Here is a 12,756-nt window from a genome sequence, read left to right as displayed (position 1 = left end):
CCAGGATCATGATTACAACGCCTGCAGACTCCATCGAACGCAACCGCCTCAGCGCTTTCTGGGGCCGCGTGACGCTCGACGAGATCTTCCGCAAGACGGCCGCCGCCAATCCGGACCGGCTCGCCCTTGTGGACGCGCCCGACCGTTCCTCCTGGACCGGCGGTGAAGCCCGCCAGCTGACCTATGCCGAAGCCGAGCGCGAGATCCAGAAGCTCGCCGCCTTCTATGCCGCCGTTGGCCTGTCCACCGACCATGTGATCGGCATTCAGGCGCCGAACACCGTGGATACGGTGATTGCCTTTCTGGCCGCGCTGAGGGCCGGGCTGATCGTCTCGCCCCTGCCCCTGCACTGGCGGCAGAAGGACGTGCTGGAAGCGCTCAACAGTCTCGGTGCCAAGGGCCTTGTGGCAGCGGACAGATTGGAGACAAGGCAGGTGGCTCATGCCGCCCGCGATGTGGCAGCCGAACTGTTCAGCCTGCGCTTCGTCTTTGGCCTGGGCAAGGACATTCCGGACGGGCTGATCGAACTGGGGCCCGTGCTTGCCGAGATGGGCGACGACATGCCCGCCCCGCAGCTGTCACGGCCCAATTCGGCGGAACATACGGCAACGGTCACCTGGTCGCGCAATGGCGCCGAGCCGATGCCCGTGACCCGCAGCCACAATCAGTGGATTGCCGCCGGCTTCATGCCCTATCTCGAAACGCGCCTGCCGGATGGGGCCAGCATCGTTGTGCCTTATGCCTTCAGCGGCATGACCGGTGTCGGTGCCGGGCTTGTCCCGTGGCTCCTGTCCGGCGGCACCATGCACCTGCATCATCCCACCTCGCTGCAGCGCCTTGCGGCCCATGCCGAGGCCGTGGAAGCCGATTATGTGCTGACGCCCGGCCCGCTGGCCGAGGCGCTGGATGTGCGGCTGGGCCGCAAGTCCACCAGCATCGTTGCATGCTGGAGCATTTCCTCGCCGCAGGCCACCACCTTCGTGCCGCGCCACCAGCTGGTGGACCTGCACGTGGCGGATGAATATGCGCTGGTCGCAAGACTGCGCGGCAAATCCGCCCGCATCCACCCCATTCCGCTTGGCAGCTTCGGCGCTCCGGCCGGAACCGATATTTCCGCCGGCGTCCTGGAGATCAAGACGGAAGGCGGCGACAACGGCAGCCCGCACAAGCTGCTGGCCCGCGGCCCGATGGTTGCCGATGCCGGCTGGAAGGCCGGCCGCAAGGCCGGGCCGGGTCCACTGACTGACGCGGCCGGTTTTCTCCGGACAGGCGTTTCCGTGATCCCCGTTGAAGGCGGACTTGCCGGTTTCGGCATTCCGGGCGAACTGGCCCCCGGCGCCGGCGCGCTGGAAGGGATCGATCAGATCTACGCCGCCTATGACGAGGTGACGGAGGCTGCCGCTTTTTTGGTGGATGATCCGATCCTGGGCGCAAAGCTCCATGCGGCCCTTGTCATGCGCCCCGGCTGCTCGCCCGATGCCCGTGCCTTCTTTGCCTGGCTCGACACCGAACGGGTTGACCTCGCCAAGGTGCCCACACGTGTCCTGATGCTGCAGGCACTCCCGAGGCTGGAGGATGGCACCGTCGACCGGCACCGGCTGGCGGCACGGCTTCAGCGCCAGGACCGGCAGGTGGCATGATCAATGGCGGCCTTTGACGGAGATGGCGACAGTGCCCTCGTCTGGCAGGGGCCCGTCTGGCGCATTGGTCCGGAGCCGGTGTTTGGCGCTGGAGCTCCCGGCTGGCCGCGTGAGCTCGACCTGCTGACGGCGGGCGATGACGATCTGGCAGAACTGCCGGCGGCTGTTGTGGTGCGGCTGGACCAGACGCTTGCGCCGCTCGCCCGGCTTGCGAGGGCCGAGAGCAAGCTGCCGGTGGAGGTTCCTGCCCTGCTCCTGTGCGGCGCCGGAAGTGCTGTCGGCTTGCCGCTGCGCCGCTCCCATGGGCTTGTTGACGCGGATATCCCCGAAGCAAGCCTGTTCCGCATGATCTGTGCGCGCCAGCGTGCCATCCTGCGCAGTGACGAGGCGCGCATCCGCCGGCTCGTTTTTGGACGTGTGCCGAGCTATGGCTCTGCGCCGCATCAGCAGGGCGGCTCCAGCCTTCTGGTCGCGGGCCTTGGCCGCCGTTTCATCGAGCTCTTCGACGCTCGCGCAAGAAATGTGGATCTGATCGGTGCCTTGTCCGCCGACATGGCGGAAAACTACCTCTCCCAGCGCGCGTTCGACGCGGTGATCATCGAGGCCGGGATCGACGACAGCCTCGATCTGATCGAGCGCATCCGCCGTGATGCCCGCTTCTCCCAGATCCCTGTGCTGGCCTTTGCCGACGACCGGCAGGAAGTGGCGGCCCTGTTCGAGATGGGCGCCAATGATGTGCTGCATGGCGACCTGACGCGGGCCATGCTGTCAGCCAGGATTGCCAGCGCCATCCGCATGGGCAAGCGCCGCCGGCTCGCCGACCGCCTGCTCGCGGAAAGCCGTGTCTGGCTGCTGCGGCAGGCGGGCGAGGAAGGCCTGCCCCTGCCCCTCTATCAGGCTTATCTGCATCGCAGCGCCGATCAGGCGGCCTTGCGCGGGCTGATGCTGGATGAGGTGCGGCTGTCCCCGGAAGCGGACGCGGCCAATATCCCCGTCACCCAGCTCGCAGGCGATCTGTCCGGCACGATCCTCTCCATTGCCGATGCCACGAGCCGGGAGGAGGACCTCATCTGCTATGTGGCGGGCCGGGGACCTGTGGCGGTGCTGAAACATGATCAGGCCGGACCGAGCCTGAAGCGGCGCATCAACGCCATTCTGGGCTCAACCCTTTTGTAAGCAGTGCAGCGGATATCCGTTTTGGTTGCCCTTGCGTGGCTCAACAAGTCTGTCTAGCCTGACCCTACACGAGCCCGCAGCCAGGAGGCAGCCATGGCGGAACAACCGCCCCTTACCGTCGATGTCATCTCAGATGTCATGTGCCCCTGGTGCTACATTGGCAAGCGCAGGCTCGAAAAAGCCATCCGGCAAGTGCCGGACCTCAACATCGAAGTGCGCTGGCATCCCTTCCAGCTCGATCCGTCGCTTCCGCGTGAAGGCAAGGACCGGGAAACCTATCTGAACGAGAAATTCGGAGGCCCGGCTAAGGCAGCCGCCATCTACCAGAAGGTGAGCGCCGCAGGGGCGGAAGAAGGCATTGCCTTCGCCTTCGACAGGATCCGCGTGTCCCCCAACACGCTCGACAGCCACCGCCTGATCCTCTGGTCCCGGGCGGACGGGCTGCAGGATGACGTGGTGGAGCGGCTGTTCCGGGCCTATTTCATCGAAGGCCGCGATCTTTCCAAGGCCTCGACGCTGGTCGATATCTCGGCAGAGGCAGGCATGGAGTCCGATCTTGTTGCCCAGCTTCTGGAAACGGACAGCGACCTTGCCAAGCTGCGCAGCCAGATCGAGCAGGCCGGCGGCATGGGCGTCACCGGCGTGCCCTTCTTCATCATCGACGGCCGCTTTGCGATCGCCGGGGCGGAAAGCCCGGAAACCATCTCTGCGGCCCTCCTGCACGCCGATGCGACACGCACGGCCGACGAGCCCGTCACCGTCAACTGACTGCGGGCGATCTGCCGCAGTCACTTCAGTCACTCACGGCAGCGGCAGAACTTCGCCCTTGGCGCCGACCAGCTTGGCAAATTGCACCATACGCTTGCGCAGGCGCTCGCCATCCAGCATCGCCAGTTCACCGGGCAAGGTCAGCGTCAGGCTGTCCTCGTCGCGCTGGATCAGGGTCTTCAGCAGCGTGCCGGGCATGGAGGCGGAGATCAGCGATGCCACACGCAGCGCCGCACCCAGAATCCGCGCCCGCTCCTTCAGCCGGGTCGGGGCCAGCTCGCGCAGACGCGGCGACAGGGCGTCGTCAATCAGCCCCTGATGGCGGAAGAACACCGTCATCGCCAGATAGGCGCGGCCCGCATGGTCGATACCGGCAAAGGCTGCGTTGGAAATGATGTTGAGGCTCTGCTCGCCGCGATAATCGGGGTGCGCGCGCCAGCCGATATCGGACAGAAGACAGGCTGCATGGCGCAGGCGCAGCTCTTCCTCGGTTTCATCCACCCCGATCACCGGCATGAGCTGATCGGTCCATGTGATCAGTTCCTCCGCATATTGCGGCGAACGGGCGCGCAGATGCGCCAGCTCACGGGCTGATTCCAGCAGCGGATCCTGACGGCGGATGGCAGGCGGCAGGTGCTCGTAGAGCAGCCCCTCGCGCACACCGGTGGCCGACATGATCACCCGGTCGGCCTTCATCGCCCTGAGCACCCGCTCCATCACGATGGCGCCAAAGGGCAGCAGCGCGCGGCGCTGGCGGGAGATGACGTCGATGAAGTCCAGCGTGTTGACGTCCCGGGTGGAGACCACCCGGCAGAACTCGATCGCCTCTTCCGCCGGAATGGCATAGTTGTGCATCACATGCAGCGGATAGCCAGCCTGGAAGAGATGCAGCCGGGCCAGCGAGCGCCAGGTTCCGCCGACCGCGTAGAACGTATGGCGCGCGGCGCGGGCAGGCCAGTTGGCTTTCGCCAGCGCATCATCCACGATCTTCTGGGCGCGCGGAATACGCCCGCCCGAGGCTTCCTGCAGGCGTAATCCGCCCAGCGGGAAAGTTGCACCCTCGCCCGGGCCACGGGCGCCGATGCTGACCAGCTCGAGGCTGCCGCCGCCCAGATCGCCGACGACGCCATGCGGCTTCCAGAAGCCGGCCATGATGCCCAGAGCCGAGTAATAGGCCTCTTCAGGCCCGTTGAGAATGCGCACCGTCTGGCCGGTCACACGTTCCACTTCGGCAACGAAAGCCGCGCCGTTGCTGGCATCGCGGGCGGCTGCCGTTGCCAGCACATAGACCGCCTTTACGTCCAGATGGCTGCACAGGAACCGGAACCGGCTCAGCGCCGCCAGGGCCGAAGCGGTCGATTCTTCGGCAAGTTCCCCGGTGGTGGCAATGCCGCGGCCAAGGCCTGCCAGCACCTTTTCGTTGAACAGGATCGTCGGGGAGCGCGCTTCCCGTTCATAGACGACAAGGCGGACCGAATTCGATCCGATGTCGATCACTGCGACCGGCCCGCTGCCATTGAAACGGCCGCGGGCCGGAGGATGCTTTTCGCTTGAATCAGCCACGCTTTGGCCGCTCCATGAAGGGTTTAGGTCTGTCAGCATTGAGCGATTTGCCACGGCCCGAGAGTGAAGGGTTTGTCATGAAATACCGGTGGGCGTTGAAAGGTTCCTCGCCCGGTCCCGGAATGATGCGCTCGTGGGTGCCATCGGCCAGAATGCGCCAGCTCTGCTGATTGTCACGCAGGTTGGCAACCATGATCTGGTCCAGCACCTGTTCATGCACCGTCGGCGTCAGCATGGGCGCAAGGATTTCCACGCGCCGGTCGATGTTGCGGGGCATCATGTCGGCCGAACCGATGTAGACATGCGCCTGCGGCGAAGGCAGGCCATGGCCATTGCCGAAGCAGAAGATGCGGCTGTGCTCCAGGAACCGCCCGACGATGGACTTGGCCCGGATATTCTCCGAAAGGCCCGGAATGCCGGGCCTGAGGCAGCAGATGCCGCGCACCACCAGATCGATCTGCACGCCTGCCTGACTTGCCCGGTAGAGCGCATCGATGATGCCGGCATCCACCAGCGAGTTCATCTTCATCCAGATCTGCGCCGGCCGCCCTGCCCGCGCATGTTCGATCTCGGCTTCCGTCAGCTCCATGATGCGCTTGCGCATGGTCACGGGCGAAACGGCGAGCCGCTTCAGTTCGGCGGGTTCCGCATAGCCGGTGATGTAGTTGAAGACGCGGGCCGCATCCTGACCGATTTCCGGATCGTCGGTGAAATAGGACAGGTCCGTGTAGATGCGCGCCGTGATCGGGTGATAGTTGCCCGTGCCGATGTGCACATAGGTCTTCAGCTCGCCGTTCTCGCGGCGCACCACCATGGAAAGCTTGGCGTGGGTCTTCAGCTCGATGAAGCCGAACACCACCTGCACGCCCGCCCGCTCCAGATCGCGGGCCCAGCGGATGTTGGCTTCCTCGTCGAACCGTGCCTTCAGCTCCACCAGCGCCGTGACCGACTTTCCGGCCTCTGCCGCTTCCGCCAGCGCCTTGACGATGGGCGAGTCCTTCGAGGTGCGGTAGAGCGTCTGCTTGATGGCCACCACATCCGGGTCCTGCGCCGCCTGGCGCAGATACTGCACCACCACATCGAAGGATTCGTAGGGGTGGTGAACGATGATGTCCTTCTGCACGATGGAGGCAAGGCAATCACCGCCATGCTCGCGGATGCGCTCGGGGAAGCGCGGCGTGTAGGGCGTGAATTTCAGGTCGTCCCGGTCCATGGCGACCAGCTGGGACAGGTTGTCCAGCGCCAGCAGGCCATCCACCAGGAAAATCTCGTTATCCGTCACGCCAAGCGCATTGGCGACGAAGGCCCTGAGCGAGGCCGGGGCATTGGCGTCGATCTCCAGCCGGATCACCGAGCCGCGGCGGCGGCGCTTGAGGGCGGTTTCGAACAGGCGGACCAGATCCTCCGCCTCTTCCTCGATTTCAAGATCGCTGTCACGGATGACACGGAAGGTGCCCTTGCCGCGAATCTCGTAGCCGGGGAACAGGCGGCCGATGAAGAGACCGATCACCTTCTCGATGGTGATGTAACGGACCTCGCCCTCGCCCTGCCCCAGATCCGGCAGGCGGACGAAGCGGTCGATATGGGCCGGCAGGCGGATCAGCGCCGTCATGCCGCGTCCGCCCTTCACCGGCACCAGCTCGAACACCAGCGAGAAGCCGAGATTGGGAATGAAGGGGAACGGATGCGCCGGATCGATCGCCAGAGGCGTCAGCACCGGGAAGATATGCGCAAGGAAATGGCCTTCCAGCCAGTCGCGTTCTGCTTCAGCGAGGTCCGTTGCCAGCAGGATGCGGATGCCGGCGCCGACCAGCTCCGAACGGATCTGCCGCCACAGGCGCTGCTGCTCGCTCTGCAGGCGCTGGCAGGCCGCGCCGATCTTCTCCAGCTGTTCGGCCGGTGTCAGGCCATCGTCGGAGCGCAGGCTCACATCGGCGCGCAGCTGCCCCCTGAGGCCTGCGACGCGCACCATGAAAAATTCATCGAGATTGTTCGCCGAGATCGACAGGAAGCGCAGGCGCTCCAGCAGCGGGTGATCCTTGTTGATGGATTCCTCAAGCACCCGGTGATTGAACTGCAGCCAGGAGAGTTCCCGGTTCATGAACCGGGCCGGCGACTGCATCATCTGCTCCACCGCCGCAGGATCAACACCATTCGGCGCTGTCCTGGCCTGAGGTACAGGCTGGGCGCCCTCCGCTTGCGGTGCTGCCTGTGTCTCTTCCCTGTCAACCAAAATGCTGCTCCCGTTTCAAATGACGTCAGGCCTTGCCGGACTGTCGCTCCAGCACCTTGCCTGCAAGGCTGCGGGTGATGCGGCTGCCTGCGGCCAGCGCTTCTGCGTCGAGCGCGGCCACCAGACGGCCCGCGACGCCCAGCGAGCGTTCCATGCGCACGACAAGATAGTCCACCACCCCTTGGTCAATGGCAACCTGCCGGTCGGCAAAGAGCTTCACAAGGACACAGCGCAAAAGCCCGTCATCTGGCTCCAGAATTTCCACAGGTGTCGCAGCCCTGAGGCGCGAGACCAGATCCGGCAGCGTCAGCGGCCAGCTCGACGGCCACGTGCGGCTGGTGATGAGAAGGTTTGCCCCCGCCTGCCGCGCCGCATTGATGAGGTGGAACAGCGCCGTCTCGTCAAAGCCCCGATGGGCATCTTCGACGGCAACAGCCCCGGCGGCCACCAGATCCGCCACCTTTTCAGAGGTGAGGTCACGGGCCTGGATCACCACCGCCCCCGACAGCGCCCGCCAGATTTCCACCAGATGCGTCTTGCCGCTGCCCACGGGCCCCGCCAGCACGGTGACGGGGGCCGGCCAGTCAGGCCAGGACTCGATCATCTCCAGCGCGGCATGATTGGCCTCGCCTTCCAGGAAGTCATCCCGGCTCAGGGCCTGCTCATGCGGCAGGATCAGCGGCAGCTGGCGCGGTGTGTCAGCCATGGTCTCTTGGGCTTTGAACTCTACTCGTCAGAAGCTCCGGACTGTTCCGGAACGCCCGTGCCCTTGTACAGGGCACTGGCTAGGTACTGCCTTAGCGCGAAACGCGCAAGCACGCCCACCATGGCAGCCGCCGGAACAGCCACAAGCATACCAACAAATCCAAAGAGATATCCAAAGGCAAACAGGGCAAACATCAGCCACACCGGATGCAGGCCGACGCTGCTGCCCACAAGCTTCGGCTGCAGGATGTTGCCTTCCAGAAACTGCCCCACGGCAAACACGGCTGCCACCGCTGCAATCCAGTGCCAGTCGGGCCAGAACTGCACCAGCGCGACCGACATGGAGGCGATGAACCCGAGCGCCGCGCCGACAAAGGGAATGAAACTGACAAGCCCCGCGCCAATGCCGATCAGCAGGCCGAAATTCAGCCCCAGCATCACCAGCGACACGGCATAGAAGAGGCCCAGCAGCAGGCAGACGGACACCTGCCCGCGCACGAATCCGGCGACGGCATTGTCCATCTCGCGCGCCAGTTCGCGGATGGTTTCCGCATGCTGGCGCGGCAGCCAGCTGTCGATGCGCTCGATCATGTTGTCCCAGTCGAGCAGCATGTAGAAGGCAACCACAGGCGTCACCACGAAGAGCGACAGGATCGACATCAGCGCCTGTCCGCCGCTCCAGACCGATTTCAGCACGCCGCCGATCCATGTTGCGGCCTTGCCCATGATGTCGCCAAGGGACGACTGCATGTCCTCGACCTTCAGGCCGCTGAACTTGGTGAGGCGGTCGCCCAGTTGCTCGGTCAGGAGGTCCTGCAACGAGCGGACCAGCGAGGGAAGCCGGTCGACAAATCCCAGCATCTGGTTGCCCAGAACCGGCACGAGCAGCACCAGAACCACGATGAGAAGAATGACGAACAGCAGCAGGATCATCAGCGTGGCGGCAAGCCGGCTGAAGCCCCGGCGCTCGAACCAGTCTGCCACCGGATCCAGCAGATAGGCCAATGCCATGCCGGCCACGAAGGGCAGCAGAACCGCGCTGAAGACCATCATGAACAGGATGAAGGCCAAGAGAGACAGAAGCCAGAACTGGACCTGCCGGCGTAACGTCATGAAGCAACTCCGTTATGCACCGCAACACAGGGCATATGAGCGCGATAGGGGCAGTTTCAGGCCGCAAGGTCAAGCCGGAAGCTGCCCGCCTGCTTCCTTGGCCGCCGCCGTCCACGGCTCATGCGGGCGCAATCGGCGGTTTTTCGTGATGTGCACCCTCTCAGCCGTTGCAAGGCGGCCGAAAATCGGGCATTGCGCTGGCAAACCGCAACCGGCACGGAGACTTGACCCATGAGCGCGCAGGACAGCCAGGGGAAGAACGGCCTCACCTATTCCCAGTCAGGCGTTGATATTGACGCAGGCAACGCTCTGGTCAAGCGCATCGCGCCGCTGGTCAAGGCCACCGCCCGCTCCGGCGCGGACAGCGCCATCGGCGGCTTCGGCGGTATCTTCGACCTGAAGGCTGCAGGCTTCTCCGATCCGCTGCTGGTTGCCGCCAATGACGGCGTCGGCACCAAGCTGAAGGTCGGCATCGACACCGGCTGCCATGACACCGTGGGCATCGATCTCGTTGCCATGTGCGTCAACGATCTGGTCGTTCAGGGCGCAGAGCCGCTGTTCTTCCTCGACTATTACGCCACCGGCGCGCTGGATGTGGACACGGCAACCGCCGTCGTTGGCGGCATCGCGGAAGGCTGCAAGATCGCCGGCTGCGCGCTGATCGGCGGCGAAACGGCGGAAATGCCGGGCATGTATGGCAAGGGCGACTATGACCTTGCCGGTTTCGCCGTCGGCGCTGTCGAGCGCGATGGCCTGCTGCCGCGTGCCGATGTGCAGGAAGGCGACGTGCTGCTTGCCCTCGCCTCCTCCGGCGTCCATTCCAACGGCTATTCGCTGGTGCGCAAGATCGTCGAAGTCTCCGGCCTCACCTATGAGGACGCCGCCCCCTTCGCGGATGGCCGCAAGCTGGGCGAAGCCCTGATGACGCCGACGCGCATCTATGTGAAGCCGCTGCTGGCCGCCCTCAAGGCCACCTCCGGCATCAAGGCGCTGGCGCATATCACCGGCGGCGGCCTGCCGGAAAACCTGCCGCGCGTGCTGCCGAAAGGCATCAATGCGCGTATCGATCTGTCCGCCGTTTCCGTTCCCCCGGTCTTCGGCTGGCTTGCCAACACCGGCAACGTCGCCGAAAAGGAAATGCTGCGCACCTTCAACTGCGGCGCGGGCATGGTCGTGGCCGTTGCCGCTGACAGCGTGGAAGCCGTGAAGGCAGCCCTTGAGGCCGAAGGCGAGACCGTTGCTGTGATCGGCCGCATGGAAGCCGGTGCCGAAGGCGAAAGCGAAGTCATCTTCGACAATCACCTCAGCATTTTCGCATGACCGTGAGCCGCAAGCGCACCGCCGTTCTGATTTCGGGCCGGGGCAGCAACATGCTGTCGCTGATCGAGGCTGCGAAGGACCCTGCCTATCCGGCAGAGATCGTCCTCGTTGTCTCGAACCGGCCGGATGCGGGCGGCATTGCCCGGGCGGAAAGCTTTGGCATTCCGGCCAAGGTTCTCGATCACAAAACCTATGGCCGCGACCGGGAATCCTTCGAGCGCGAGCTGGACGCCATGCTTGTGGCGGAGGGCATCGAACTGGTGGTGCTTGCGGGCTTCATGCGGCTGATGACGCCCTGGTTCGTGGAACGCTGGAACGGGCGGATGATCAACATCCACCCTGCCCTGCTGCCCTCCTTCAAGGGCCTGCACACCCATGAGCGCGCTCTGGAAGCGGGCGTGCGCCTGCATGGCGCGACCGTGCATTTCGTCTCGCCCGGCATGGACGAAGGCGCCATCATTGCGCAGGGCGCCGTGCCCGTGCTGTCCGGCGACACGCCCGAGGCGCTGGGGGCAAGGGTGCTGAGTGTCGAGCACCAGATCTATCCGCAGGCGCTGGCGCTGGTTGCCTCCGGTCAGGTGCTGCTGGAAGACGGCAAGGCCGTCTGCCGCGCTGCGGCTGAGGATGCCGAAGGCCGCCTTACCGCGCCGCGCTGGTAATTGTAGTTCTCACAACTCCAGCCCGCCTGTCCCGATCCCCGCCGCTTCCTCATAGGCCAGCGCAAATTCCAGCGTCTGCCGGTCCGCCCTTGGCGGGCCGATGAGCTGGACGCCAGCCGGCAATCCACCCGCCCCAAAACCGGCAGGGACTGCAGCCACGGGAAGTCCTGCCAGCGTCGGGCCGATGACCACTTCCATCCAGCGGTGATAGGTGTCCATCGTCCGCCCTCCAATTTCACCGGGCCAGGGCAGATTGACATCGAAGGGAAACACCTGCGCCGACGGCAGGATCAGGAAGTCGTAGGTCTCGAACATGCGCCGCATCGCGGCATGCCAGCTGGTGCGCACCACGGAAGCAGCGTGAATGTCTGCCGCGCTCTTGCTCAGGGCCAGCTCGAACTCGTAATGCATCTGCGCATTCAGTTTCGCCCGAGCCTCCGGCTTGTCGTAGAACCCGCGCAGGCCATGGGCGACGGAGAAGCTGCGCAAGGTCAGCCAGCACTCCCACAGCTTTGTAAAGTCGAACGGCGGCGTCACCTCCACCACCTCGCAGCCCATCGCGGACAGCACATCCAGCGCCTTGCGGCAGACCTCCAGCACGCCCGGTTCAAACGGCAGATAGCCGCCCAGATCCCCCAGCCAGGCCACCTTTCGGCCCGTGAGATTGGCAGCTCCGCGCAAGGCAAGGTCTTCATCGGCGAGCGACAGCGGGTCAACCGGATCATATCCGGCCTGCGTTTCCAGCAGCCGCGCCATGTCGGCAACCGTGCGCCCCATGGGGCCGTTGATTCCAAGCTGGCTGAAGAACAGATCCGGGCTCTTGCCGTTCGGCACCCGGCCGAAGCTGGGGCGGAAACCGTAGACATTGTTGAAGCCAGCGGGATTGCGCAGCGAGCCCATCATGTCCGAGCCATCGGCCACCGGCAGCAGCCTTGCTGCCAGTGCCGCAGCCGCGCCGCCGCTGGAGCCCCCGGCACTGCGTACCGGATCATGCGGATTGCGGGTCGCCCCATGGACCGGATTGCGGGTGTGGGAACCAAGGCCGAATTCCGGCGTGTTGGTCTTGCCGATGAAGATGGCCCCTGCCGCCCGCACCCGCGCCACGTGAATGGAATCAGCCGGGGACACATAGCCGGGGAACAGGGGCGAGCCCCATGAGCACGGCAGGCCCTTCACCTCCGCCAGATCCTTCACCGCCTGCGGCATCCCGTGCATCCAGCCGCGTGAGTGCCCTTCCGCCAGCTCGCGGTCGCACACGCGCGCCTCTTCCAGCAGTTCCCTTTCAGGGCGCAGATAGATGATCGCGTTGATCAGCGGATTGATCCGCCCGATCCGCTCCAGATAGGCCTCCATCACGGAGACACAGGAAATCTGCCGTTGATGGATGGCAGCGGACAGCTGGACGGCGGAAAGCGTTGTAATGCCGGTCTGCATGATGGTTCGGCGGCTCCTGATCCTTTGCGCGGCCTCGCGGGTCTTGCAATCGTCCTCCATTCCGGCGGCACTTGTCGAGGCCATGATTGCGGCAGAGCTGCCCCAATGCCCGCTCCGGCGTGATTTGGAATTTTTCAGGTCCAAT

10 protein-coding genes are annotated in these 12,756 nt (G+C 64.9%); 5 read left to right on the top strand and 5 right to left on the bottom strand.

Annotated elements, in window-relative coordinates; genetic code table 11:
• The first annotated feature begins 8 nt into the window (after nt 1–8).
• The 3 genes from IF10I1_RS15220 to IF10I1_RS15210 all read left to right on the top strand — a co-directional run bounded on the left by IF10I1_RS15220 (nt 9) and on the right by IF10I1_RS15210 (nt 3,584).
• Nucleotides 9–1,640 (top strand): class I adenylate-forming enzyme family protein, encoded by a 1,632-nt coding sequence (locus tag IF10I1_RS15220; protein WP_186393424.1) that lies wholly within the window; start codon nt 9–11, stop codon nt 1,638–1,640.
• Nucleotides 1,641–1,643: 3 nt separating this feature from the next.
• On the top strand, nt 1,644–2,816 hold the full coding sequence (locus IF10I1_RS15215) for a hypothetical protein (RefSeq protein ID WP_122520110.1): 1,173 nt from the start codon (nt 1,644–1,646) through the stop codon (nt 2,814–2,816).
• A 93-nt stretch (nt 2,817–2,909) separates the two neighbouring features.
• On the top strand, nt 2,910–3,584 hold the full coding sequence (locus tag IF10I1_RS15210) for a DsbA family oxidoreductase (RefSeq protein ID WP_050471475.1): 675 nt from the start codon (nt 2,910–2,912) through the stop codon (nt 3,582–3,584).
• 33 nt (nt 3,585–3,617) lie between these two features.
• On the opposite strand, the gene IF10I1_RS15205 is transcribed toward IF10I1_RS15210, so the two are convergent.
• The 4 genes from IF10I1_RS15205 to IF10I1_RS15190 form a co-directional block, all read right to left on the bottom strand.
• On the bottom strand, nt 3,618–5,147 hold the full coding sequence (locus tag IF10I1_RS15205; RefSeq protein ID WP_122520112.1) for a Ppx/GppA phosphatase family protein: 1,530 nt from the start codon (nt 5,145–5,147) through the stop codon (nt 3,618–3,620).
• Nucleotides 5,140–7,272 carry an RNA degradosome polyphosphate kinase gene (locus IF10I1_RS15200; protein WP_186393993.1) on the bottom strand — a complete coding sequence of 711 codons (2,133 nt, stop codon included), beginning with the start codon at nt 7,270–7,272 and terminating at the stop codon, nt 5,140–5,142. Before IF10I1_RS15200 ends, IF10I1_RS15205 begins: the two co-directional genes overlap by 8 nt.
• Before the next feature lie 133 nt (nt 7,273–7,405).
• Nucleotides 7,406–8,086, bottom strand: a complete 681-nt coding sequence (locus IF10I1_RS15195) for a hypothetical protein (RefSeq protein ID WP_186393423.1) — start codon at nt 8,084–8,086, stop codon at nt 7,406–7,408.
• A gap of 20 nt (nt 8,087–8,106) precedes the next feature.
• Nucleotides 8,107–9,198 carry an AI-2E family transporter gene (locus IF10I1_RS15190; protein WP_122520114.1) on the bottom strand — a complete coding sequence of 364 codons (1,092 nt, stop codon included), beginning with the start codon at nt 9,196–9,198 and terminating at the stop codon, nt 8,107–8,109.
• 231 nt (nt 9,199–9,429) lie between these two features.
• Here IF10I1_RS15190 and purM point away from each other — a divergent pair, with 231 nt between their 5' ends.
• Nucleotides 9,430–10,518, top strand: a complete 1,089-nt coding sequence (gene purM / locus IF10I1_RS15185; RefSeq protein WP_186393422.1) for a phosphoribosylformylglycinamidine cyclo-ligase — start codon at nt 9,430–9,432, stop codon at nt 10,516–10,518.
• Complete coding sequence (purN, locus tag IF10I1_RS15180) at nt 10,515–11,177, top strand: phosphoribosylglycinamide formyltransferase (RefSeq protein ID WP_186393421.1); 663 nt, start codon at nt 10,515–10,517, stop codon at nt 11,175–11,177. The genes purM and purN overlap by 4 nt, the downstream gene beginning before the upstream one ends.
• A 9-nt stretch (nt 11,178–11,186) precedes the next feature.
• On the opposite strand, the gene IF10I1_RS15175 is transcribed toward purN, so the two are convergent.
• Entirely contained in the window at nt 11,187–12,611 is a 1,425-nt protein-coding gene (locus IF10I1_RS15175) for an amidase (protein WP_186393420.1), read from the bottom strand.
• Nucleotides 12,612–12,756 lie beyond the last annotated feature (145 nt).

The organism is Pannonibacter sp. I15F10I1, assembly GCF_900185665.1.
Taxonomy (GTDB): domain Bacteria; phylum Pseudomonadota; class Alphaproteobacteria; order Rhizobiales; family Stappiaceae; genus Pannonibacter; species Pannonibacter indicus.
Note: the sequence above shows the minus strand (reverse complement) of the source record. Positions and strands in the feature narration are given on the sequence as shown.